At 59.9% G+C, this 21,774-nt stretch carries 22 protein-coding genes, 5 tRNA genes and 1 rRNA gene; 15 read left to right on the top strand and 13 right to left on the bottom strand.

Annotation, left to right across the window (positions count from 1 at the left end; genetic code table 11):
* Positions 1 to 4: 4 nt before the first annotated feature.
* The 7 genes from H7U37_RS07380 (at position 5) to H7U37_RS07350 (ending at position 6,768) form a co-directional block, all read left to right on the top strand.
* Positions 5 to 841, top strand: coding sequence for an energy-coupling factor transporter transmembrane protein EcfT (locus H7U37_RS07380; protein ID WP_204874804.1), 837 nt, complete (start codon positions 5 to 7; stop codon positions 839 to 841).
* An 18-nt stretch (positions 842 to 859) separates the two neighbouring features.
* Positions 860 to 1,657: a PHP domain-containing protein gene (locus H7U37_RS07375; RefSeq protein ID WP_204874803.1), complete on the top strand. Its 798-nt coding sequence runs from the start codon at positions 860 to 862 to the stop codon at positions 1,655 to 1,657.
* On the top strand, positions 1,654 to 2,439 hold the full coding sequence (locus H7U37_RS07370) for an inositol monophosphatase family protein (RefSeq protein ID WP_204874802.1): 786 nt from the start codon (positions 1,654 to 1,656) through the stop codon (positions 2,437 to 2,439). The genes H7U37_RS07375 and H7U37_RS07370 overlap by 4 nt, the downstream gene beginning before the upstream one ends.
* Positions 2,440 to 2,449: 10 nt before the next feature.
* Positions 2,450 to 3,274 carry a MurR/RpiR family transcriptional regulator gene (locus H7U37_RS07365; protein WP_204874801.1) on the top strand — a complete coding sequence of 275 codons (825 nt, stop codon included), beginning with the start codon at positions 2,450 to 2,452 and terminating at the stop codon, positions 3,272 to 3,274.
* 194 nt (positions 3,275 to 3,468) lie between these two features.
* Positions 3,469 to 5,088 carry a vWA domain-containing protein gene (locus tag H7U37_RS07360; protein ID WP_204874800.1) on the top strand — a complete coding sequence of 540 codons (1,620 nt, stop codon included), beginning with the start codon at positions 3,469 to 3,471 and terminating at the stop codon, positions 5,086 to 5,088.
* A 1-nt stretch (position 5,089) separates the two neighbouring features.
* Positions 5,090 to 5,731, top strand: coding sequence for a 5-bromo-4-chloroindolyl phosphate hydrolysis family protein (locus H7U37_RS07355; protein ID WP_204874798.1), 642 nt, complete (start codon positions 5,090 to 5,092; stop codon positions 5,729 to 5,731).
* A complete protein-coding gene (locus H7U37_RS07350; protein ID WP_204874796.1) occupies positions 5,701 to 6,768 on the top strand; it encodes a hypothetical protein in 1,068 nt (355 codons plus the stop codon). The genes H7U37_RS07355 and H7U37_RS07350 overlap by 31 nt, the downstream gene beginning before the upstream one ends.
* A gap of 225 nt (positions 6,769 to 6,993) precedes the next feature.
* Here H7U37_RS07350 and H7U37_RS07345 read toward each other — a convergent pair whose 3' ends face one another.
* The 7 genes from H7U37_RS07345 to H7U37_RS07315 all read right to left on the bottom strand — a co-directional run bounded on the left by H7U37_RS07345 (position 6,994) and on the right by H7U37_RS07315 (position 13,476).
* Positions 6,994 to 7,764 (bottom strand): inositol monophosphatase family protein, encoded by a 771-nt coding sequence (locus H7U37_RS07345; protein WP_204874794.1) that lies wholly within the window; start codon positions 7,762 to 7,764, stop codon positions 6,994 to 6,996.
* Between the two features lie 64 nt (positions 7,765 to 7,828).
* Positions 7,829 to 9,349 (bottom strand): bifunctional metallophosphatase/5'-nucleotidase, encoded by a 1,521-nt coding sequence (locus H7U37_RS07340; protein WP_204874792.1) that lies wholly within the window; start codon positions 9,347 to 9,349, stop codon positions 7,829 to 7,831.
* A gap of 2 nt (positions 9,350 to 9,351) precedes the next feature.
* Positions 9,352 to 10,161: a phosphonate ABC transporter, permease protein PhnE gene (phnE, locus tag H7U37_RS07335; protein WP_204874789.1), complete on the bottom strand. Its 810-nt coding sequence runs from the start codon at positions 10,159 to 10,161 to the stop codon at positions 9,352 to 9,354.
* Between the two features lie 12 nt (positions 10,162 to 10,173).
* Complete coding sequence (phnE, locus tag H7U37_RS07330) at positions 10,174 to 10,995, bottom strand: phosphonate ABC transporter, permease protein PhnE (protein ID WP_204874788.1); 822 nt, start codon at positions 10,993 to 10,995, stop codon at positions 10,174 to 10,176.
* Positions 10,992 to 11,594, bottom strand: coding sequence for a phosphonate ABC transporter ATP-binding protein (locus H7U37_RS07325; protein ID WP_338049802.1), 603 nt, complete (start codon positions 11,592 to 11,594; stop codon positions 10,992 to 10,994). Before H7U37_RS07325 ends, phnE (H7U37_RS07330) begins: the two co-directional genes overlap by 4 nt.
* A 47-nt stretch (positions 11,595 to 11,641) precedes the next feature.
* On the bottom strand, positions 11,642 to 12,406 hold the full coding sequence (locus H7U37_RS07320) for a PhnD/SsuA/transferrin family substrate-binding protein (RefSeq protein ID WP_338049801.1): 765 nt from the start codon (positions 12,404 to 12,406) through the stop codon (positions 11,642 to 11,644).
* Between the two features lie 92 nt (positions 12,407 to 12,498).
* The gene (locus H7U37_RS07315) at positions 12,499 to 13,476 is read right to left on the bottom strand and encodes a substrate-binding domain-containing protein (protein WP_087397099.1); all 978 of its coding nucleotides are present in this window, start codon (positions 13,474 to 13,476) and stop codon (positions 12,499 to 12,501) included.
* A 214-nt stretch (positions 13,477 to 13,690) separates the two neighbouring features.
* Here H7U37_RS07315 and H7U37_RS07310 point away from each other — a divergent pair, with 214 nt between their 5' ends.
* From H7U37_RS07310 to H7U37_RS07275, 8 genes are all read left to right on the top strand, one after another.
* Entirely contained in the window at positions 13,691 to 14,398 is a 708-nt protein-coding gene (locus H7U37_RS07310; protein WP_204874786.1) for a hypothetical protein, read from the top strand.
* Positions 14,399 to 14,581: 183 nt separating this feature from the next.
* Entirely contained in the window at positions 14,582 to 14,791 is a 210-nt protein-coding gene (locus H7U37_RS07305; RefSeq protein WP_204874784.1) for a helix-turn-helix transcriptional regulator, read from the top strand.
* Entirely contained in the window at positions 14,788 to 15,195 is a 408-nt protein-coding gene (locus H7U37_RS07300) for a helix-turn-helix domain-containing protein (RefSeq protein WP_101691962.1), read from the top strand. Before H7U37_RS07305 ends, H7U37_RS07300 begins: the two co-directional genes overlap by 4 nt.
* A 349-nt stretch (positions 15,196 to 15,544) precedes the next feature.
* Entirely contained in the window at positions 15,545 to 15,964 is a 420-nt protein-coding gene (locus H7U37_RS07295; RefSeq protein ID WP_204874783.1) for a hypothetical protein, read from the top strand.
* A complete protein-coding gene (mobP3, locus tag H7U37_RS07290; RefSeq protein WP_204874782.1) occupies positions 15,952 to 17,910 on the top strand; it encodes a MobP3 family relaxase in 1,959 nt (652 codons plus the stop codon). The genes H7U37_RS07295 and mobP3 overlap by 13 nt, the downstream gene beginning before the upstream one ends.
* Before the next feature lie 176 nt (positions 17,911 to 18,086).
* Complete coding sequence (locus H7U37_RS07285; protein WP_087289700.1) at positions 18,087 to 18,293, top strand: hypothetical protein; 207 nt, start codon at positions 18,087 to 18,089, stop codon at positions 18,291 to 18,293.
* Between the two features lie 54 nt (positions 18,294 to 18,347).
* On the top strand, positions 18,348 to 19,553 hold the full coding sequence (locus H7U37_RS07280; RefSeq protein ID WP_204874781.1) for a tyrosine-type recombinase/integrase: 1,206 nt from the start codon (positions 18,348 to 18,350) through the stop codon (positions 19,551 to 19,553).
* Complete coding sequence (locus H7U37_RS07275; RefSeq protein WP_204874780.1) at positions 19,511 to 20,941, top strand: tyrosine-type recombinase/integrase; 1,431 nt, start codon at positions 19,511 to 19,513, stop codon at positions 20,939 to 20,941. Before H7U37_RS07280 ends, H7U37_RS07275 begins: the two co-directional genes overlap by 43 nt.
* A gap of 182 nt (positions 20,942 to 21,123) precedes the next feature.
* On the opposite strand, the gene H7U37_RS07270 is transcribed toward H7U37_RS07275, so the two are convergent.
* From H7U37_RS07270 to rrf, 6 genes are all read right to left on the bottom strand, one after another.
* Positions 21,124 to 21,199 (bottom strand) — tRNA-Thr (locus H7U37_RS07270).
* A gap of 3 nt (positions 21,200 to 21,202) precedes the next feature.
* Positions 21,203 to 21,279 (bottom strand) — tRNA-Asp (locus tag H7U37_RS07265).
* Positions 21,280 to 21,321: 42 nt separating this feature from the next.
* Positions 21,322 to 21,397, bottom strand: a tRNA-Trp gene (locus H7U37_RS07260).
* A 3-nt stretch (positions 21,398 to 21,400) separates the two neighbouring features.
* A tRNA-Ile gene (locus H7U37_RS07255) sits at positions 21,401 to 21,477 on the bottom strand.
* Positions 21,478 to 21,553: 76 nt separating this feature from the next.
* A tRNA-Asn gene (locus H7U37_RS07250) sits at positions 21,554 to 21,629 on the bottom strand.
* 40 nt (positions 21,630 to 21,669) lie between these two features.
* A 5S ribosomal RNA gene (rrf, locus tag H7U37_RS07245) occupies positions 21,670 to 21,774 on the bottom strand; the annotation flags it as partial.

Here is a 21,774-nt window from a genome sequence, read left to right as displayed (position 1 = left end):
CGCTGTGGAAAAATTGACCGCCAAACTCTCGGAGAGCATTCTGGACAAGCTCTCCATGGACTTTCTCCGCAATCAGGTGTTGAAGAACGCCTATGGCAATGACGACACCGTCATCGCTGCGCTGGACCCCCGGGTCCTGCTGGCCTGGTACCTGTTTTTCGGCCTGGTGCCCTGGTTTGTCAGCGACATCCCCTTCCTGCTGGGATGCTTCCTGCTGGTGATGGCCACCACCCTCCTGGCGAGAGTGGCGGGGCTGGTGCTGTTCCTCTTTGCCCTGGGGGTGTTCTCTCAGACAGGGTATCTCTTTATCGTGACGCTGCTGTTCGGAGGCGACGCCTCCGCCATTGCCCCGTTACTCATCCTCACGTTGAAAGTGGCCACCATCTCCCTGGCCTCGGTGACTGTGTTCTCCGGGCTGGACCCGGACAAGCTGTCCAACGGTCTCATGTGGTACGGCTGCCCGGAGCGGCTGAGCTTTTCCATTTCCTACGCCTACCGGATGCTGCCCATTCTGATGGAGGAATTCCAGAACGTGCTGCTCTCCTACCGGCTGCGGGGCAATCCCCCCGCCCACGAGACCTTCGGGGGCAAGGTGAAGTACCTGGTCTATCAGGTGAAGATCATCATGCAGTCCTTCTACCCTCTGATGCTCAACACCGCCAAGCGCTCCCGCACCACGGTGGAGGCACTGGAGCTGCGGGGCTACCGGTACGCGGCGGTAAACAAGTCCGTGAAAAAGATCAAGCTGGCCGCCCTGAAGGTCACCTATAACGATGGACTGTTCCTGGCCGTCTCCTTCCTGGTGGTGGCGGTGGCCGTCCTGATCTCCACACTGCTGTAAGAAAGAAGGTCATTTCTCTTGCGCCTGGATTTTCACACCCATGGGAAGCTGGCCAAAAAGCTCCCATTTTCCACCGCCTACACCGACTGGCTCTTCGGCGAGGCCAGACGGGCCGGACTGGACGCCCTGTGCCTGACGGAGCACTTCAACACCCTCCAGTTTACAGACGTATACGGCTACATCGCCTCAGTGAGCCGGAGAACCGGGGACACCCTGGAGCTGGAGAACGGCCTGAAAATTTTCCCCGGCATGGAGACCGATGTGGCCGAGGGGGGCCACATCCTGTCCATCGGGCCCTTGGAGGCCATCCTGGAGCTGAACCGCCGGTTGGAGCCAAATAAGGAGAAGGGCTGCTTCCTTTCCTTTGCCCGGCTGATGGATTTGTTTGAGGAGTACCCGGTGGTGGTGGGCTGCGGCCACCCCTTCCGCGCCCCTGGCCATGTGCCCGAGCTGCCGGAGGAGCAGCTGCGCCGCCTGAAATTTCTGGACCTGAACGGCAAGGACCTGGCCCTGGACCAGGCGCGCACCGAGCGGCTCACCTACGCCCTGGGGAGAAGGCTGGACATCCCCGTGGTGTCCGGCAGCGACACCCACCAGGCGGTGCAGTACGGCTGCGTCACCACCGTGTTTGAGCGGGAGTGCAACACCATCCCGGCCCTCTATGAGGAGATGCGGGAGGGCCGCTATGCCATCCGCCTGGCGGACACCGCCCCCTTCCAGGTGCGCACCGCCTGCCTGCTGAAGCGGTCGTTAAAGGAGATCCACGCCCTGGGGGGCGACTACGTGGCCATTCTGACCCGGGAGGCCACCGCATGACCGCCCTGACGGATTCCCTGGCGGAGGGGGCCGTCCAGACGGTATTGGAGGCGGGGGAACTGCTGACCGATCCCGCCGCCGTTCAGAGCATCCGCTCCAAGGGCGAAACGGACTATGTGACCAATGTGGACGTGGCGGTACAGGCGTTTCTGCGGAAGCGTCTGGCCGCCCTGGCCCCGGATGTCCAGTTTATGGGAGAGGAGCAGGACAATACGGGGCTGGACTGGAGCCGCCCCTGCTGGATCCTGGATCCGGTGGACGGCACCACCAACCTGATCCACAGCTTCCGGCACAGCGCCATCTCCTTGGCTCTGGCGGAGGGTGGACAAGCTGTCTTTGGTGTGGTATACAATCCTTATACGGAGGAGTGCTTCACCGCCCGCCGGGGCGGCGGAGCGCTCCGAAACGGAGTCCCGATCCACGTCAGCGATGTCTCCCGGCTGGAGGACAGCCTCCTGTCCACGGGCACCGTCCCAGGCCGCCGGGAGCTGGCGGATGCGGCTTTCCGGCAGATGCGGGCGCTGTATGACCGGTGTCAGGACGTGCGCCGCACCGGCTGCGCCAGCCTGGACCTGTGCTGGGTGGCCTGCGGACGGCTGGACGGCTATGTGGAACTGTCTCTCCAGCCCTGGGACTACGCCGCCGGAATGCGCATCGCGGCGGAGGCTGGAGGAAAAGTCACCGCCCCCGACGGCAGCCCCCTATCCCTCCGGGAGGGCGGGCCTCTGCTGGCCTCTAACGGGCGGCTCCACAGCGCGCTGCAAGCAATTTTGAAAGAATGAGGGGGTTGTCATGGACCTGCACCTTCCCACCCCGGCCGGGGAGCTGACCCGGGCGGAGCAGAAGATCTTGGACTATATCAACACCAACACCGACGCCTTTCTGTTTTCTTCCATCGGGCAGCTGGCCCAGCAGCTGGAGCTGTCTGACGCCACCGTCTCCCGGTTTGCCCGGCACGTGGGCTGCCGGGACTTCAAGGCCCTGAAGGCTCTGGTGATGGAACAGGCTTCCGGCCCCGCAGTGAAAATGGCGGGGACCCTGCAGCAGGAGGAGAGCTTTTCCCCCCAGAGCTGGCTGACGCGCCAGCAGGAGTATCTGGAAAAGACCGCTCAGCTCCTCTCCACCCAGGAGTTTAAGACAGCGGTGGAGGCCATCTGCTCGGCCCGGACGGTATTTCTCCACGGGAAAAACGCCTCGGCCGCCCTGGCGCAGCTCCTCCACTTCCGTCTGCGCCGAGTGGGCGTGCGCGTGTCGCTGCTGCCCTCCGGGGGCGCGGAGCTGCTGGAGGGGCTGATCCAGGCCGGGCCGGAGGACCTGGTGGTGCTGTTCAGCTTTTCCAAGCTCTCCCGGGAGGGCCACGTTCTTCTGAATCATAGCCGGGCCGCCGGCTATCGGACCCTGGCTTTTGTGGGCCGCACCTGTCTTCCTGCAGAGGAGCGGGCGGATATCAGCCTGTTCGCTTACCGGGGTAGAGAAAAAGAATACCACTCCATGGCGGCTCCCGCCGCCCTGCTGGACGCCTTGGCCGTGGCGGTGGCAGAACGGTTAGGCTTCGAGGGCACAAATCGTCTCCAGGCGCTGCACCAAATGAAAAAGGATTATTTCCCAGACGGATGAACGCATCCCCCATGCGCACACATGGGGGATGCGTTCATTTTCCGGGATGTCTCACGGATTTTACACGCATTTTACTGTGCTGTGGTAGTGGACATAGACCAGCTGTGATATGGTAAATTAGGCTTATTTTATATATTTCGTGGGCGGGTTTGCGCTGCCTGCGCGCCACATTGGGAAAGGAAGGATCTGTTGCTATGAAACGCACGGTTTTATCCGTATGTATCCTGGCATTGGCATTGATTCTGACGGCCTGCAGTCCGACGCTGTCTGACAGCACAGCCTCCGCCGACAATTCCTCCGGCGGAGAACACACTTTCAATTATGGCGGAGATGTGACCCTGCGCATCCTCTCCGGCTCGGAGAACCAGGAGCTGGAGGGCATCCTGGATGACTTTGCCCGGGAACGGGGTGTGAACATCGAAATGGACTACCGAGGCTCCCTGGACATCATGCGCACCCTCCAGGGAGAGAGCATCGACTACGACGCGGTGTGGCCTGCCAGCAGCCTGTGGCTCACCGCCGGGGACACCCAGTACCGTGTCAAACATACCCAGTCCATCTCCATTACCCCGGTGGTCTTTGGCATCCGCCAGAGCTTGGCGGAGGAGCTGGGCTTTGTAGGCACGGAAGTGTCGGTCAGCGACCTCCTCTCCGCCATCCAGTCCGGGAAGCTGAACTTCTGCATGACCTCCGCCACCCAGTCCAACTCCGGGTGCAGCGCCTACATTGGTTTTCTTTATGCTCTACTGGGCAATCCGGATGTGATCACGTCGGAGAGCCTCCAGACTCCCGGCCTCTCGGAGCAGATCACCCAGCTGCTCTCCGGCGTGGACCGGTCCTCCGGAAGCTCTGACTGGCTGAAGGACCTGTTCCTCACCGGTGGCTACGACGCCATGGTGAACTATGAGTGCCTCATCATCAGCGCCAACCAGGAGCTGGAGGCGCGGGGGGAGGAGACGCTGTACGCCGTCTATCCCTACGACGGACTCTCCATCGCTGACTCCCCCCTGGGCTATGTGGACAACGGGGACGCCGAGAAGGAACAGGCCTTTCTGGATTTACAGGAGTATCTCCTGTCCGACGAGGTGCAAAACGAGATCCAGCGCACCGGCCGCCGCACCGGTTACGAGGGGGTGTCGGCGGAGAACGCCGACGTGTTCCGCGCCGACTGGGGCATCCAGCCGGATCGGGTGCTCTCCCCCATCCGGATGCCCTCCACCGATGTGCTCATGGAGTGTCTGAACCTGTACCAGACGGAGTTCCGCAAGCCCTCCCTCACGGTCTACTGTCTGGACTACTCCGGCAGCATGGAGGGGATAGGCCGGGAACAGATGGTGGAGGCCATGAGCCAGATCCTGATTCAGGAGAACGCGGAGCAAAATCTGCTCCAGGCCTCGGAACACGAGGTCAATATCCTCATCCCCTTTGAGGGCTACCCCCGGGACGTCTACACCGCCGAGGGCAACGGGGCGGAGCTGGAGGATCTCTACGACCAGGTGGAGGCGGAGGAGGCCGTGGGTGGCACCGACATCTATTATGCCGCCATGGAGGGCCTGCGGCAACTGGATGGCTACGACCTGAGCCAGTATACCCCCGCCATCATCCTGCTGACGGACGGGGTATCCGACGGGAGTTTTTCCGACTTCCGGGACGGCTACGAGGTCTTCGGGGCGGATGTGCCGGTGTTCTCTATCATGTTCGGCTCCGCCGATCCCACCCAGCTGGAGGAGCTGGCAGAGCTGACTCACGCGCGGGTCTTTGACGGACGGGAGGATCTGATCGGGGCCTTCCGCAGTGTGAAGGGGTACAACTGAGATGAAAAAAGGACAGCTACGGCAACTGGTACTGTCGCTGGGGGCGGGGATCGCGGCCTTTCTGGTTCTGGCCCTGGCCCTCCACTGGAATTTTCTGTTCAGCGCCGCGCTGGGGGTGGGAATCTATCTGGGCCTGTGGTTCCTGCTGGCCCCAAAGGCGGATCCCATCACCCTCTATTTCGCCCAGCAGCCAGACGGCGGCGAGATGCAGGCCCTGATGGAGGAGGCGGAGCGGGATCTGAAGGCCATCCGGTCGGCCGTCGACCGGATCACGGACGTCCGGACCCATGAGGACGCCCTGGCTCTCACGGAGACGGGGGATTGCCTCTACTGCTATCTTCGGGAGCATCCGGAGAAGATCCCGTCGGCCAACCGCTTCCTCACCTACTATCTGGACACGGTGGGCCGGATCCTGGGGCAGTATGTGAAGTTCCAGGACGCCGGGCTGGGGACTTCCGAGGTACGGGAGTTCCAGCGGAAGGTGCGGGCCATCCTGCCTAAGTTAAAGGCCGGGTTCGAGAAACAGCTCAGCCAGCTGATGGCCTCGGAGCGGTTTGACGCGGAGGCGGACATGAAGGTCATGGAGGGCCTGCTGAACACGGAGGGATTCCAATGGGAAGCAAATCAAAATGGATCGGTCTGATCATCCTGCTGGCCGTTATCGCTGCGGCGGCGATCTATTTACTACTGGGCGGCGGCCCCCAGCCGGAGCCCACCGTCCTGCGGGGCTATGTGGGGGGCGAAAAGATCGGCCTGCTGGAGGACGAGACGGTACAGGATATCCTGGAGCGGGACTACGGGCTCACCCTGGATTATGCCAAGGCTGGCTCCCTGGACATGGTAACGGCGGATCACGGGGGCCGGAATTTCCTCTTTCCCTCCAGCCAGACCGCCCTGGAGTATTACCAGCAGCTCTACGGCGCGCCGGACAGGAGCCAGATCGTGTTCAACACCCCCATCGTCCTCTATACCCACCGGCCCATCCTGGAGGCGTTCCAGAAAGAGGGGCTGGTGACGGAGCGGGATGGGGTGTACTATATGGATATGGCCGGCCTGGTGGCGGAGATCGAGGCGGGCACCGCCTGGGCGGATCTGGGGCTCCCGGAGCTCTACGGCACCGTGGCTGTCAACACTACCGACCCCGTGCGCTCCAACTCCGGGAATATGTTCGCGGGGCTGCTGGCCAATGTGCTGTGCGGCGGGGTGGCGGATGAGGGCAGTGTGGAGGCGGTGTTGCCCCGCTTGCAGGCCATCTTCGAGAAGCTGGGCTATATGGAGGCGTCCTCCTCCGACCTCTTCGACCAGTTCCTCAAGACTGGCATGGGGGCTAAGCCCATGATTGCCGGCTATGAAAACCAACTGCTGGAGTTCGCCGTGGAGAACCCGGAGGACTGGGAGCAGCTGAAGGATGACATCGTGCTGATTTACCCCACACCCACCGTCTGGTCCTCCCATATCTACATCGCCCTGGACGAGGCGGGGGAGGCGGGCATCGACGCCCTGATGGACGAGGAGATCCAGCGCCTGGCCTGGGAAAACCACGGTTTCCGTACCGAGGTATCCGGGACGGGCGCCGACGAAGACCACTTCGGCGTCCCCCACCTGGCCGCGGAGATCACCCAGGTGGCCGCCATGCCCAGCTACGCCGCCATGGAGAAGATCATTGCCGCTCTGTCGTAGAGGCGGCCTGCATAGCGCTCCCAGCCATGGCGAATAAAAACCCCATCCTGTCCACTCAGAAGATATCTGAGCTGTACGGAATGGGGTTTTGCTGTTATTGATCTGTCCATCGTGCGAGTGTGCTGATGGGTATACCTCAAGATTTGCGGGGCTGTAAACAATGAGAGTGCCTACCTATCGCTATGTTCCAAAAGTGTCCCTCAAATCTCTTACAACGGGCTGTTCTCATACACAGAGGATGCAATCTTTCAGTTCCATGGCATTGAAAGCAAGCACCGTGCTTTTCTGATCCAGGGGCAGTTCATCCCCATCCACTGTGAAGACCGCCCCGCCGGCCTCCTCCAGGATGATCCGCGCAGCGTTGTGATCCCATGGAGAGGATCGCATGGTTACAAACAGATCTGCCCGGCCTGCGGCCACTTCACACAATTCCAAGGCCACGGAACCCAGACAGCGGACACCCCGAACCTTCCGGGAGAGCCGAATCATCCGCTCTTGGTACGGATGAGGCTCCAGAAAGGTATATTGCAGGCCCGGCGTTGTCAGCAGCAGTTCCGAAAGCTCCCGCCGGCCGGAGGTATGGATCTGCGTCTGATCCTGCCATGCGCCTCCTCCGCGCTTTGCCCAGTAGAGCGTCTCACGTTCCACATCCAGCACCAGGCCGAACAGCGGGGTACTTCCCTCCCAGCACCCCACGGAGATGGCGTAGTTCTGATGCTGATTGATGAAATTCGTGGTCCCGTCGATGGGATCAATATACCAAGTCATCGACCCGGTGCGATGCGCCTCCGGCGGATACTCCTCACCCACGATGGAGTCCTGGGGGAAGGCTGTCAGTATTTCATTTCGCAATAACTGCTCGATTTTCCGGTCCCAATGAGTAACCAGATCTTGGTGCCCCGTCTTCTGGCAGATCTCTGACTCTTCCAGACGGCACTGCCGCAGAAGATCTCCGGCATTTTGAACAACATCCACAGCAACATTGAATCTGTCCATCCTCCACCTTCTTTCCTCTGTCTGATTTATAAAACCACATTCCTTGTGGCTTGTCAAGAACGCTTCACCAGATCACCCGCATCTCCACGTTATGCAACTGAGGCATCGGGCTGTGGGCCTGGATGTAGCGGGCGGTGAGATCCGGCATTTCTGTGCCCCCGCGCCACAGGACGGGACACTCCCTCAAGATCTCGTATCCACCCGTGCCCGTGGCCCGGTAGTTGCTGGTGCACAGGCGGAAGGTCCCTCCTCCCAGCGGGGAGCCGTCCAGTTTTGCCAGGCGGATCACCCGGCTGCCCACGGGCCGGCGCAGATCGAAGGTGTAGGAGAGCCCGGCATAGAAGTCGTAGTTGTAGTGCTCCACCTTGGGGAGCAAGAACTCCTCCGAAATCTGGGGCTGGCCATCAACCAGGGTGAAGTAGGCGGCGCACCGCTCCAGAGTCTGTCTCAGCACCTCCTCCGTTACCTCCAGCACCACCAGGGTGTTTGCAAAAAGGTAGGCCGCTGTCACCCCCCGCATAGTCACCGGAGAGGCCAGGCCAACCGGGTCGTTGCCCAGGCTGGTGCAGGAGAAGTCCGCCCCGGTCTCTGTCAGCTGCACCTGATTGAACAGGGCAGCCACCTGGCTGCCGTAGAGAGCCGCTTCCAATTTCCCCTCCGGCGGGATGGTGCGATCCAACTCCCCGATAGGCTGGTCCAGCCAGTCCTGTACGGCATTCTCCAGTGGAAGCAGACTCTGATAAGGCTCTGCTGGGTGGATTGCGCCCACCGCTGTCAATCTGGATCGGAAGGAACTGCGTGTTCCCTCCCACTTACCGGAAATATGGAGAAACTGCCCCGCATTGGCGGGGGGCTGAACGGCGTAGGTGCCGGACAGATTCACTCCCTCCACCGCCATGTGCTGGTGGCCGGTGAGGAGCAGGTCGAAGTCCAGCTCCCGGGCAATTTTACAGGCCAGATTCTCACCGCTGTCCGAGAGCACCCGCCCTGTCTCCAGCTCCTCCTCAAAGCCGCCGTGGTAGATGCACACACAGACATCACACTGTTCCCGGAGGGCGGCGCAAGTCGCTCGTGCGGCCTGAAAGGCGTCGGTAACCCGAATCCGCTCCAAGTTCTGTGGCTGCTCCCACACGTTTACGAAGTCGGTGACCACGCCGGTGATCCCTACCCGCAGGCCGTTGGCCAGGGTGTGCACCGCCCAGGGACGGATGCGCAGCTCTCCCCCCAAGTCCTCTACATTCGTGCACAGGCAAACTCCGTCCATCGCCTGCAGATAATCCCGGAGTGCCTCATAGCCAAAGTTGAAGTCGTGGTTGCCCAGGGTGAAGTAGTCCAGCCCCATGGCATTGAAGGCGGCGGCCACCGGGTGGATGGGCCACTTTTTGCAGTGTTCCAGATAATATTGAGTCAAAGGCGTCCCTTGCAGGGAGTCGCCGCCGTCCAGCACCAGGGTGTTCCCGTCTTTTTCCACCTGGGCGGCCAGATTCAGCAGTCCGGAGTTTTCCGGGCAGTTAGAGGCATAGTTCACCGGGAAGATATGGCCGTGGGTGTCTGAAGTATAATAGATTTGAAATGTCTTTTCCATGATTACCCCCTGGCCAGCTTGACCCGGATCTTGGTGGAGATCCATTCTACAATCAGCACCAGCACGATGAGACCCGCCAGGATGGCGCCGGCCTCCTCCCAGCGGTAGGAGTTCATGGCGAAGATCAGCGGCGCGCCGATGCCGCCGGCTCCCACCAGTCCCAGCACGGTGGCATCCCGCAGGTTGATGTCAAAGCGGTAAATGGCGGTGGAGGCGAAGTTGGGCATCAGCTGGGGCAGGATGCCGTAGCGGATCTTCTGCCAGGTGGTGCAGCCCGCCGCGTCCAGGGACTCCAGCACCCGCACATCCAGGTCCTCGATGGCCTCGATATACATTTTGCTCACCATGCCAACAGAACACAGGGACATGGTCAGAAGTCCCGCGAAGGCGCCCGGCCCAGTGACCCGGATAAACATGAGTCCGTAGACAAAGGCGGGAACGGTGCGCACCGCCATGATGATGATTCGGCCCAGAAAGGCCACAGGCTTGGGGGTCAGGTTGGAGGCCGAGAGAAACGCCAGGGGTATGGAGATGATAGCGCCTACAATGGTACCCAGGAACGCGATACAAATGGTTTCCAGCAGCAGATAGGGTACGCCCTGGGTGGTGAAATTGAACAGCAGGTCTGTGTCCGGATGAAAGATGCCCGCCAGGATGTTCCAGGCGATCACCGCGCCGTTTTGGGTGGTGCCCGCCGTCTCCACGGCGGAGCCGCTCCAGACCAGCAGGACCACTACGACCAGTGCCACGGCCAGCTCAAACACCCAGCGGCGGGGCCGCTGCTCATAGGCCGCTTCGATTCGGTTGTTCATGGCGTCCCCTCCTTATACCAGCCGCTTCCGGGCGGCGCGGCTGATGGTTTCGATGATGAACACGGTGACGAACAGGGCCAGCAGGATCATGCCCACGCTGGCGTACTCCCGCCAGCCGATCTTTTCGTTGAGGATCAGGCCCAGTCCGCCGGCGCCCACATAGCCCAGGATGGAGGCATAGCGCACGTTGCCCTCAAAGCAGAACAGGCAGTTGGAGAGATAGGAGGGCAGCACCTGGGGAACAATGGCGCTGATGAAGGAGCGCACCTTGGTAGCCCCCATAGCCTCCATGGCCTCGAAGGGGCCCATGTCCACGGTCTCGATCTCCTCGTAGAGGATCTTGCCGATGTAGGCGAAGGTGAAGATGGCGATGGCCGTGGTGCCCGCCAGGGTGCCCAGGCCGAAGATGTAGGTGGCGATCAAGGCGGAGACCAGGGTGGGCAGGGTGCGGATGATGCTCAGCAACAGCCGCATGGCGGCCACCACCACCCGGCTGTGGATGATGTTGGTGGAGGCCAGCATGGCAAAGGGAACCACCAGGATCGAACCGATGAAAGAGCCCAGCAGAGACATCTTGATGGTATCAAACAGGGGCTGCCAGATCTGAGACATATAGTCCCACTCCGGCGGGATCATCTCCCCCAGGATAACAAAGAACTCCCGGATCCGGCTGACGAGAACGCCCATATCAAAACCAGTGACCTCTACCGAGAGGGCCGTCATGGCCACCAGAATGACTGCTGCCAGGGGCGCCCGAGAGCGAGGCTTGGATATCTGTTTTCCGTTGGGGAGTGTCAGCAGCTTGGGCGGGAAGATCTTGTCGTATACGCTCATGCCGGCTCCTCCTGCTTCCCCTGGTAGATGGCGTCCAGAACCGCCTGATCCACCTGGTCCGCCGGGCCGTCGTAGACGATCTCACCGGCCCGGATGCCCACCACCCGGGTGGCGTACTGGAGCGCCAGCTCCACATGGTGGATGTTGATCAGGACTGTGATGTGCATCTCCCGGTTGATCCGCTGGAAATCGTCCATGACCTGCTTGGCGGTCACCGGGTCCAGGGAGGCCACCGGCTCGTCTGCCAGGATGATCTGGGGGTCCTGGGCCAGGGTCCGGGCCAGGGCCACCCGCTGCTGCTGGCCGCCGGAGAGCTGGTCCGCCCGGACGAAGGCCTTGTCCAGAATGCCCATCTGGTCCAGCGCCTCCAACGCTTTCATCTTCTCATCCTTCGTGAAGAAGCCAAGAGTCGCCCGCCACCAGGGCAAATCGGGGACAAAGGCGGTGAGCACGTTCTTGATGACGGTGGTTCGGGTGATTAGGTTGAAGGACTGGAAGATCATGCCGATCTTCCGCCGGAACTTCCGCAGGCTCTTCCCGTGGAGGGACATGACGTCGGTGCCGTCTACCGTCAGTTCCCCCTGGGTGATGTCGTGCATCCGGTTGATGGTGCGGATCAGAGTGGACTTGCCTGCGCCGGACAGGCCTAGGTGCAGAGGATGTCCACCTGACCGGAGGCCAGACGGGCGAAGGCACTGCCGTAGGAGTCGGACTGCACCGCGTGGGGCAGGTCGGTGATGTTGTGGCCGAAATTCTCCTGCAGCCACAGGGAGGGATAGATGTAACCGGCGGGAGAGGAGGAGTTGGCCACGCTCCAGTTGGCGCTGCTCACGTCCTCCCAGGTCAAGGCCTCGCCAGCGTTGACCTTAGCGGCCAGCTCCTGGCCCTTCTCGGAGGGGCCGGCGATCATCAGGGCCCGATAGCTGGTGACCTGCTCGGTGGTGGGCTCAGTGGGGGCGTTGTCGTTCCAGTCCTTGGCGTTGTCGGAGTCGATGGACAGGCCGTCCCGGGTGGCGGTCAGCAGCACGTCGCAGCCGTCGTCATAGAGCACATAGGTGCCGCCGGGGATCAGGCCCACATCGGCGGTGCCGGCGGACAGGGCCTCGCCCACCGCCTCGTAGCTGGTACCCACGGTGATGTCCACCTCGCCCACGTCGTAGCCCAGCTTAGCCAGCTCATCGGTGAGCATCTGCTTCAGGGGTTCGGTGGCGGTGATGATCTCCTCCGGCTCCCGAGAGGGGACAAAGGCGATGCGCAGGGTATCGATAGTCTTGTTCCCGCTCTCCTGGGTGCTGCTGGTGTCCGGCGTGCTGCCGGAGCCCTGGGTGTCCTCCGTGTTCTGACCGCCGCAGCCGGCCAACAGGCCAATGCACATCACGCCGGCCAGCAGGAGAGAAAGTGCTTTTTTCATACTTTAATCCTCCTCGATGTTTGCTGTATTTTGCCTTTGATTTAGAATGTATCTGTTACAGAGGAAATTCCTCTTATAACCATTGTAGGAGATCAGGCGGTGTCGCCGATCTTCAGGTGGGTAGGCACTGTGACGGTGACCGCCTGAGAGCGGCGCTGGCTGATTCGCCCGAACAGCAGCTCCAGGGCGTTTTCCCACACATAGTCCGGGAACATCTCCAGGCAGGTGCCGGTGGGCCACTTGCTCTCCAAAGTCTGAATATCCTGATAAATAATGACCGCCACATCTTTCGGCACACGGATGCCCAGCTCCCGGAAAGCCTCCAGAGCGCCCTCAGCCACCTCGTCGCTGCCCAGCAGTATGGCCTCAGCCAGAGCATGTTCCTCCACGGCCTTCTTGGCCAGTGCATAGCCGCTCTCCCGGCTGATCTCCCCCACATGGAAGGTGCGGGGATCGTACTGGCCGCGCTCCTCCAGGATACGCTGGATGGCTGCCAGGCGGTGGGCACCGATGCGGCCATTGGGCCCGTCGTAGATGCCGCCGATATACCCCAGGCCGGTGTACCGCTTCTGATCCAGCAGATAGGACACCATCTGCTCCTGGCCCCGGTCAAAGTCCACCTGCACTTGGTCGAACTCATAGTTGTGCTGATTGGAGTTCACGAAAACGATAGCAAAGGACAGAGAGCGGAGAAAGTCGATCTCTTTCTCGCTGAACACACCCAGGGCAATGATGCCGTCCACTTTCTGGGGCTCCCCAAAGGTCAGCCGCACAAAGGAGACCTCATACTGGTCCGTCATCATCTGCACCAGGCAGGACAGAGAGGACAGCCGCACATTGGGCCGATCCGGGCGTATGATTCGCCAGTCCGCCACCCCGATGACCAGATGAGTCTTGTGCTCCGCCGCCTTCCGCTGCCGTGGGGACACATAGCCCAGGGCGTGAGCCGCCTGAAAAATCCGGGCCCGCACCTCCGGCGTGACAGAGATATTGTCATCCTTATTTAGAACTCGGGAAACCGCGGCAGCCGAGACCTGGGCGGCCTGGGCTACATCTTTAATTGTTGCCATGAAGTTCCCCCTTTTATGTCGTTCTAAACCCATTATATTTCTGATGCTGTCGAAGTCAATAGATTTTACTAAAATTTTACTAAATAATAAATCGCCTATAACAGACAAGCGCCCTCAAATCCTGCTGGGGAATAAAACAAAGAAAAACCTCCACCATTTACAGAAAGCCCGCGCTTCGCTATACTGAAGGCAGAAAAAGAATGGAGGTACGGCAATGGCGGGCAGGCGGATCTGTGCTGGGTACTACCGGCGGTACGATGGCAAGGTGGTCTATGTGATTTCCACGGCCACCGATGCCGACACCGGAGAGGAGACCGTCATCTGGACTTCCTATCCTTTCGCGGATGTCCCCAGGTACTGCACCTCCAGCAAAAAATCCTTCTGCGCCTTCGTAAAAGTGGATGGAGAGCGGAAGGCCAAGTACAAGCGGCAGATAAACATGAAGATCTCAGCGGCTGCCATCGAAAGACTGGAAGATGAGGGCTTCCGGGGGCCGGTGCGCAAACGGCATCGGCGGCAGTTGGATGAAGAATACGACTCCCGAGAGTATCAGCAGTCTCTCACCTACCACGCATACGCCAAGGAACTCTGCGAGAACTACACCTTCGACTGGAACAAATACCACCTTTGCGTGAAAGAAAAAAGATATGCGGCCATCACACGAAGTGATTTCGCCAAGCTGAAAGAGGATCTGCAGTTTCTGGACAACGCTCTGAAAACCATCCTGTCAGAATACCGGGACTATTTCCGGGAGCAGTTTGTAGACGGCCTGTCCATCCGCAAGTACGCAGAGGCCCATCAGCTCAACCGGGGCAGCGTGGACTATCTGCAAAAGAAGTTTTTCTCTGCCCTGGCTCGTCTGCTGAAGGATCGGGACGAAGCAGATGGAAAATGCCGTCTGCGGAAACCGGCGCAAAACTGAATCGACCCAACACTGAGCGGAGCGTCTGCTGACCAAGCAGGCGCTCCGCTTTTCTGTCAGAAATATGTCAAAAGGATATTATTTCCCCAATACATAGTGAGGGGGTTAAAAGAAGCACAGGTGTGTCAATTCTATGTCACTTCAGAAATGTCCTCGGGTAAAGTAGTAGAGGGGGTAATCAAAATGAAAGAGTCTGCCTACAAAAATTATGAGGAGCTGCCGCTGTTTCTCAACTCAAAAACAGTGGCGAAGGTATTGGGCGTCTCACCGTCCAGCGGATATGAACTGATGCACGAGCCGGGCTTCCCGGTACTGCGCATCGGCAACAGGATGGTGGTACCCAAGGAGCAGTTCATCCAGTGGGTGAAGGAACACACAGGAGGCAGCACATGAAGTACGGAAATTATCGGGACGGTTTCTTCCTGCCCAACGAGTTGTTCCAGCTGGGACTGGACTATGGCGAGCTGGCGGTGTACAGTTTCCTGAAACGGTGCGAAAATCGAAAGACGCATCAGTGCTGGCCCAGCATCAAAACCATCGGCGAAGCAGTGGGCATGAGTGAAAATACTGTCCGCAAGTACATCCGTCAACTGGAGGAGCGTGGTCTCATCACCACCGAACCCACCGAGGTCATTACCAAGTCCAGCGGCAGGCGCAACGGAAATCTGCTGTTTACTCTCCGGCCTATCGGAGAGGTGATTGACCAGCACTACGACCGCCAACTGGCGGAATTGGAGTTAGCCACAGAACGCCAGCGAGTGGCGAAACTCCTGCGGGCGCGGGAAAGCCCAACGTGACCGCCTGTGGGCCACTGTGTGCCCCGATTGCGGGAGGGGCAGAGTCCCTGCCCCTCTCGGCGGGTTTCAGGCCAGTGTGGGCCGGTTGTGGGAGGCGTTGCGGTACAAGGCTTCCGGCCCTTTTGGAGCGGAACCGAAGGACGAAAGGGAAAGCAGGATAAACGCCGGGGTCGCCGGTGGCGCCTTCGGCCGGTCACAACTGCCCGCAGTGCGGGCAGTTACGGGAGTTTTGGGTGTATCAAAAGTGGGGTCAAAAACAGGCGGCGGGGATCACGTTTGTGGTCACAATCCCCGAACTCCTACTGCCATAACGAAAAAATAGGGGTCATGCCCCGGAAAGGAGCAGTTTATGGGCAAAAAAGAGAGATTTGCTTTCTATCTCACTCCAGAGAAGAAAGCCATCCTGGAGCGCCGGTATCAGGAGGACGGAAGCCGGAGCATGACCGCCTTCGTCGAGCGGGCGGTGGACTTTTACCTGGACTACCTCAGCGCCAACGACGCTGGTTTGTTCCTCCCCACCTCCATCAAGTCTTACCTGGACGGGCGGCTGGGACAACTGGAGGAGCGGCTGTCCTCCCTGGCCTTCCGGCAGGCGGTGGAGCAGGACATGGTGGCCGGTATCCTCGCCGACGCCTATCAATTCAGCGACGAGGATCTCCGCCGCCGGAGATCGGAGAGCGTGCAAAATGTGAAAAAGACCAACGGCCGTGTCTCGCTGGAGCAGCGGGTACGTGGGGCTTGGGAGGAGGGCGATGAGTGGCAAGACTGATCCTGAAAAGCCCCTACCTGAAGTGTGACGGAGGAAATTCTGTCAGCGGCTATCTGCGCTACATCGGGACCAGAGAGCGGGTGGAACTGCTCCCGGATGACCGTCCGCCAACGAGAAAGCAGGAGCAGTTGGTCAGAAAACTGACAAAAGATTTCCCGGAGGCGAAGGAGCTGGGTGAGTATTTGGACTACGAATCCAAGCCCACCAAAGCAAACGCCTCTGCATTTATCACCAGGGCGCTGGAGGAAAACTGGCCGGCGGTGCAGCAGTCAGACGGCTACATGAAGTACATCGCCACCCGTCCACGGGCGGAGCGGCTTGGTGACCACGGGCTCTTTGGGGACGAGGACGGTGTGAATCTGGAGCAAGCCATGGACGAATTGGATCACTACACCGGCAACATTTGGACCCACATCATCTCCCTGAAACGCGAGGATGCCGCCCGTCTTGGCTACGACAACGCCAGGGCGTGGCAAAATTTGCTCCGGGCTAACCGCAATGACATCGCCGCAGCGATGAATATTTCTCCGGGAAACTTCCGCTGGTACGCCGCCTACCACGACGAGGGTGACCACCCCCATGTCCACATGATGGCGTGGTCAACGATGCCAAGCGAGGCATACCTGACGCGGGAGGGTATCCACAAGATTAAGTCTCAGTTGACCAATCAGATCTTCCGGCAGGAGATGCTTCACACCTACGAGCAGAAGTCCCAGTCGCGGGATGAGTTGGTGTGGAAGGCACGCAGGGCCATTCGACGTCTGACCCGTGAGATGGCGCAGAGTATCTGCTCGGCTCCTGAGATCGAGCAGAAGATGGAGCAGCTGGCTGGACAGCTGGAGGTTGTCAAGGGCAAGAAGTCCTACGGCTATCTCCCCAAATCTGTGAAGAAAACGGTGGACGAGGTAGTGGACAAACTGGAGGAACTGCCGGTGGTTCAGGCGTGCTACGACCAGTGGTACACCCTTCAAAATGAAGTTGACAGCTACTACCACGACAAACCCAGAGAGAAGAAAAAGCTGTCCCAGGAGAAGGAGTTCCGGCAGATCAAAAACGCTGTCATCCAGGAGGCGGAGCGTATCCGTCTGGGGGAGATCACTTTCGAGGATGCGAACTTGGCTGGCCACGACGAGGCGGAGCAGGTGCGTGGTGAGTCTGATGCCTGCTGGAAACTGCGGCAGATCATCCGGGACGAGTCTCTTTCTCTGGCAGACCGTGACGAGGTGGCAGAGGAACTGGAGCGGCTGGCGGAGCGAGGCGACACCCATGCTCAATACTTGATGGGTCAGCTCTATCGGGACGGTCCTCTGCTGATCCCGGACAGTCAAAAGGCAAAGCACTGGTTCACCCAGGCGGCAATACAGGGTTTGACGGAAGCACAGTACGCCCTTGGCAAGCTGCTCCTCTCCGGCGATTTGGAGGTGCGGGACCCGGACGAGGGCATCCGCTGGTTGAAACAGGCGGCGGAAAACGGAAGCCATTTCGCCGCATACCGTCTGGGCAAAGAGTATCTGGAGGGGAACGCCGTCAACAAGGACGCCACAAGAGCAGCGGATTGGTTCACCCAGTCGGCGGAGGCAGGCAACCAGTACGCTCAATATATGCTGGGCAAGCTGTACCTCACAGGACAGGGCGTGACTCACGACCAGGCTCAGGCGATGGACTGGTTCAGCCGTTCCGCCGCCCAGGGAAACCGGTATGCACAATTCTTCTTGGAACACCAGAATTACCTCCGTCCGCCCTCCGTCATGCTGGCGGCCACCCACCTGCTCTACCACATGAGCCGGATCTTTGAGGATCACGCCCTGCCACAATCCAGCGCCGGTCTCCATGTGGACCGCAAACTCCGAAGAAGAATCCAGGAGAAGAAGATCGCCATGGGCCACAAGCCGGACGATCACGAGGAGGAGCAGAACCAGGGAGGAATGATCATGGGCGGGATGTGACCCCCTCAAAAATTACGGCACTGTAAACAACAAAAAGCCCTCGGGATCTGATGCCCAGCGGGAACTGACAACTGAAACTGCGCCCCCAAATGATAACAATTTGATAATAGTGCGCCGTGCCCCTGGCTATTTCCTGTTTCTGTGGTATGTTGTGTTGCTGAGGAGGAATGAAGAACATGACGACTAATCAAATGCCAGTCCAGCGGTGCCAATACTGCGGGAGCGACGATCTGGGCCTGGGCTGGCAGCACGGCGAGGCGCTTGTGACCTACAAGAAACACGGACTCCTGGGCAGCCGGCTTCGGTATCTGATCTGCCGCCGCTGTGGGGCCGTGGTGTATCAATGGGTAGCGGAGCCTCACAAATATCCGCCTATCAAGTGAGCCACCCAAAAATTGCATCGCAAATCAAAGATAAAAATCTCGGAGGTGACGGAAATGGCAAAGCGAAGACCATCCGGCGACGGCATGGTTCGTAAACGGGAGGACGGCCGGTGGGAGGGCCGCATCGTGGTGGGCCACAAGGAAAACGGTGATTCCATCTTCCGCTATGTCTACGCAGATACCCAAAAGGAATTGACCACCAAACTCCGGCAGAACATCGACGCCTATCAGGGAGTGGACCTGACGGAGGAGAGCAGAATGACGCTGTCAGAGTGGCTGGACCGGTGGCTGGAGCAGATGTCACTCACCCTGCGGCCCGACACCCTGAAACGGTACCGAGGCGACATAGGCCGCCATGTCAAACCCCGCCTGGGGCGGAAGAAGCTCACGCAACTCACCGCTGAGGATCTGCGGGACCTATACCGTGAGCTTCAGGACCGTGGACGGATCGCCCCCCGCCCCGGTCAAAGCCTCGGCCTCTCTCCCACCACTGTCCACGGCATCCACGCCGTCCTCCACCAGGCCCTCCAAGCGGCGGCAGACCAGGGGCTGATGCCCAACAACCCTGCCAAACACGTGAAACCTCCTAAAGTTCCCCACAAGGCGATGAACATTCTGACCGAGGAGCAACTGGAGGTCTTCCTGGCCGCAGCCGACAAAGATCCCATTTGGCGGGATTTTTTCTACACGGAACTTACCACCGGCCTGCGGCTGGGTGAGATCTGCGGCCTCATGTGGAGCGACTTTGATGGACGAAAGGGCACACTCAGGGTCAGCCGGACGCTGCGCAAAGAGAACGGTGGCCGTCTGGTGGCGGGAGATACCAAGACCTACGCTGGGACCCGGACCATCCTCCTGCCCACCAGCACGGCGGAACGGCTGCGACTGCGAAAAAAGACTTCCTACTCACCTTGGATCTTCCATGATCCACTTCGCCCGGAAGCCCCGCTGAATCCCGGCACCGCATACCGCCAGCTGAAAAAAGTCCTGCAGGAGACCGGACTGCCTGAACTTAGATTCCACGATTTAAGGCACACCTTCGCCACCCACGCCCTGGCCAGCGGAGTGGATGCCAAAACGCTCTCCGGCATTCTGGGCCACACCAAAGCCAGCTTCACCCTGGACACCTACACCCACACCACCGGGGATATGCAAAAGCGGGCGTCGGAGATCGTGGGCGGGTTCCTGACCGACTATTTGGGAGAGGAGATGGCTCCGTGGCAAAACGCAGAAAACACGGCGACGGCAGTGTCCGCCTGAGAAAGGATGGCCGCTGGGAAGGGCGCATCGTCATCAGCTATGATGAGAAGGGCCTGCCCAAAACCAAAAATGTCCTTGCTAAAACGAAAACGGAATGTGCGGTCAAGCTGAAAGAGCTGCGGGAGCGCCTGGAGACGCCCGCCCCCGAACCAACCAGGCCGGGGATCACGCTGGGTGCCTGGCTGGACCGCTGGTATCAGGAATACAAGAAAGCAAACCTCCGGCCCAACACCCAAATGTCATACGAGCGGCGGATCTATCAGCACATCATCCCCGCCTTAGGCCATATCCAGCTGGACAAGCTGACCACCGGGAACATCCAGCAGTTCTATACCGGCCTGAAACAGAGTGGGCGGCTGCTGCGCACAGAACTCTATGGTGCAGGTCTCTCGGATCAAACCATCCGGGGCATTCACACCACCCTCCACGCGGCACTGGACAAGGCAGTGGAGGAGAAGCTGATCTTCCGCAACCCAGCGGACAGTTGTAAACTTCCGCCTGTCAAGGGCAGGGAAATGAAGATTTTGACCCCAGAGGAGATCCAGCGGCTGCTGATCCAAGCCAGGGAGGACGGATGCTACGAACTGCTCCTCCTGGAGCTGTCCACCGGCCTGCGCCGGGGCGAAATCCTGGCCATCCAATGGGACGATCTGAATCTCCGTACCGGCGCCCTGCGGGTGGAGAGGCAGGTCCACCGGGTAAGAGGCGAGCTGGTGGTATCCCCGCCCAAGACCAGGGCGGGCAATCGGACGGTGCTCCTCCCCGCCCCGGTCCTGAACGTGCTCAAGTCCTATAAAAATGGTATCCACTCCCGGTGGATGTTCCCCTCGCCCGTGAAGGAGGACTCCCCGCTGGACCCGGCCGCCGTCCGGAAGCGGCTTCAGACGGTGCTGGAACGGGCGGAGTGCAAGCGCCTGCGGTTCCATGATCTGCGGCACACCTTCGCCACCGCCTCCCTGGAACACGGCATGGACATCAAGACGCTGAGCACCATTATCGGCCATGTGTCCAGCGCCACCACCCTGAACACCTACACCCACGTCACCGATGCCATGCGGCAGAGCGCGGCGGACAAGATCGACAGGGGGATCGGGAGAGCCGAACCGAAGCCCAGGCGGGAAGTGGCACCCCAGAAACCTCCTCCCAGCACATTCCAGGCCCGCAAGGGACAGCGGCGCAAACCAGGTACCGGCTGCGTCACCCAAATCAACGACCATCTGTGGGAGGGCCGCTACTCCCCCATCGTCAACGGCCAGCGCATGGCCCGGAATGTCTACGCGAAAACGGAAGCCGAGTGTGAGAAAAAGCTGGCAGAACTGATCCGGGAAATGAAGGCAGAGATCGCCGCCGGAAAAAAACAGACAAAACAGGAAAGTGCGGCAAGTTGACCGGGAGAACCTGCCGTATTGCGTAAACGGGCCTCCAAGGGCAAAGCGCCCTCGGAGGCCCGTCTTTTTCCTGTCTGTGGCTGGTTCTGTGGTCAAAGGCAAGAGCCAAAATTCAAACCGCCCAAAATAGTTGCAAAAAGCAAATAAAACGCCCGCTTTTCACGTGAAAAGCGGGCGTTTTATGGAGCTGCTAGGCAGATTCGAACTGCCGACCTCATCCTTACCAAGGATGCGCTCTACCTACTGAGCTATAGCAGCAAATGGCGACGCGGAAGGGACTTGAACCCTCGACCTCCGGCGTGACAGGCCGGCGTTCTAACCAACTGAACTACCGCGCCATTTACACTATAAAGAAAACAGCAAAGCTGTATGAAGTTGTATGGCAGGGGCAGAAGGAATCGAACCCTCGGCACGCGGTTTTGGAGACCGCTGCTCTACCAGCTGAGCTATACCCCTATATGGTGGGCCTTCACGGGCTCGAACCGTGGACCGACCGGTTATGAGCCGGCTGCTCTAACCAACTGAGCTAAAGGCCCATCGGCCGGTGTTCGGTTTTGGAGAGAAAAGAAGCTTGCCGCCCCATCCATATGTGACGGCAAGCCGTACTCTTCATGGCGCCACCTGTTGGACTCGAACCAACGACCCTGCGGTTAACAGCCGCATGCTCTACCGACTGAGCTAAGGAGGCAAATCAAGGGTCCGGTCCGGTCAGACCAGACCCTTATCTGTGTTGGCATTACCTATTTTCCCGGTCCGTCTCCAGACAAGTATCTTCGGCGCAGGTGAGCTTAACTGCCGTGTTCGGGATGGGAACGGGTGGACCCTCACCGCAA

Source organism: Pseudoflavonifractor phocaeensis (assembly GCF_016901735.1).
Taxonomy (GTDB): domain Bacteria; phylum Bacillota; class Clostridia; order Oscillospirales; family Oscillospiraceae; genus Pseudoflavonifractor_A.
Note: the sequence above shows the minus strand (reverse complement) of the source record. Positions and strands in the feature narration are given on the sequence as shown.

What these genes read in the sequence shown, in the direction of transcription:
- H7U37_RS07370 (WP_204874802.1), top strand. Translation starts at nt 1,654, where the DNA reads ATGACCGCCCTGACGGATTCCCTGGCGGAGGGGGCCGTCCAGACGGTA.
- H7U37_RS07365 (WP_204874801.1), top strand. Translation starts at nt 2,450, where the DNA reads ATGGACCTGCACCTTCCCACCCCGGCCGGGGAGCTGACCCGGGCGGAG.
- H7U37_RS07360 (WP_204874800.1), top strand. Translation starts at nt 3,469, where the DNA reads ATGAAACGCACGGTTTTATCCGTATGTATCCTGGCATTGGCATTGATT.
- H7U37_RS07355 (WP_204874798.1), top strand. Translation starts at nt 5,090, where the DNA reads ATGAAAAAAGGACAGCTACGGCAACTGGTACTGTCGCTGGGGGCGGGG.
- H7U37_RS07350 (WP_204874796.1), top strand. Translation starts at nt 5,701, where the DNA reads ATGGGAAGCAAATCAAAATGGATCGGTCTGATCATCCTGCTGGCCGTT.
- H7U37_RS07345 (WP_204874794.1), bottom strand. Translation starts at nt 7,764, where the DNA reads ATGGACAGATTCAATGTTGCTGTGGATGTTGTTCAAAATGCCGGAGAT.
- H7U37_RS07340 (WP_204874792.1), bottom strand. Translation starts at nt 9,349, where the DNA reads ATGGAAAAGACATTTCAAATCTATTATACTTCAGACACCCACGGCCAT.
- phnE (WP_204874789.1), bottom strand. Translation starts at nt 10,161, where the DNA reads ATGAACAACCGAATCGAAGCGGCCTATGAGCAGCGGCCCCGCCGCTGG.
- phnE (WP_204874788.1), bottom strand. Translation starts at nt 10,995, where the DNA reads ATGAGCGTATACGACAAGATCTTCCCGCCCAAGCTGCTGACACTCCCC.
- H7U37_RS07325 (WP_338049802.1), bottom strand. Translation starts at nt 11,594, where the DNA reads ATGCACGACATCACCCAGGGGGAACTGACGGTAGACGGCACCGACGTC.
- H7U37_RS07320 (WP_338049801.1), bottom strand. Translation starts at nt 12,406, where the DNA reads ATGAAAAAAGCACTTTCTCTCCTGCTGGCCGGCGTGATGTGCATTGGC.
- H7U37_RS07315 (WP_087397099.1), bottom strand. Translation starts at nt 13,476, where the DNA reads ATGGCAACAATTAAAGATGTAGCCCAGGCCGCCCAGGTCTCGGCTGCC.
- H7U37_RS07310 (WP_204874786.1), top strand. Translation starts at nt 13,691, where the DNA reads ATGGCGGGCAGGCGGATCTGTGCTGGGTACTACCGGCGGTACGATGGC.
- H7U37_RS07305 (WP_204874784.1), top strand. Translation starts at nt 14,582, where the DNA reads ATGAAAGAGTCTGCCTACAAAAATTATGAGGAGCTGCCGCTGTTTCTC.
- H7U37_RS07300 (WP_101691962.1), top strand. Translation starts at nt 14,788, where the DNA reads ATGAAGTACGGAAATTATCGGGACGGTTTCTTCCTGCCCAACGAGTTG.
- H7U37_RS07295 (WP_204874783.1), top strand. Translation starts at nt 15,545, where the DNA reads ATGGGCAAAAAAGAGAGATTTGCTTTCTATCTCACTCCAGAGAAGAAA.
- H7U37_RS07285 (WP_087289700.1), top strand. Translation starts at nt 18,087, where the DNA reads ATGACGACTAATCAAATGCCAGTCCAGCGGTGCCAATACTGCGGGAGC.
- H7U37_RS07280 (WP_204874781.1), top strand. Translation starts at nt 18,348, where the DNA reads ATGGCAAAGCGAAGACCATCCGGCGACGGCATGGTTCGTAAACGGGAG.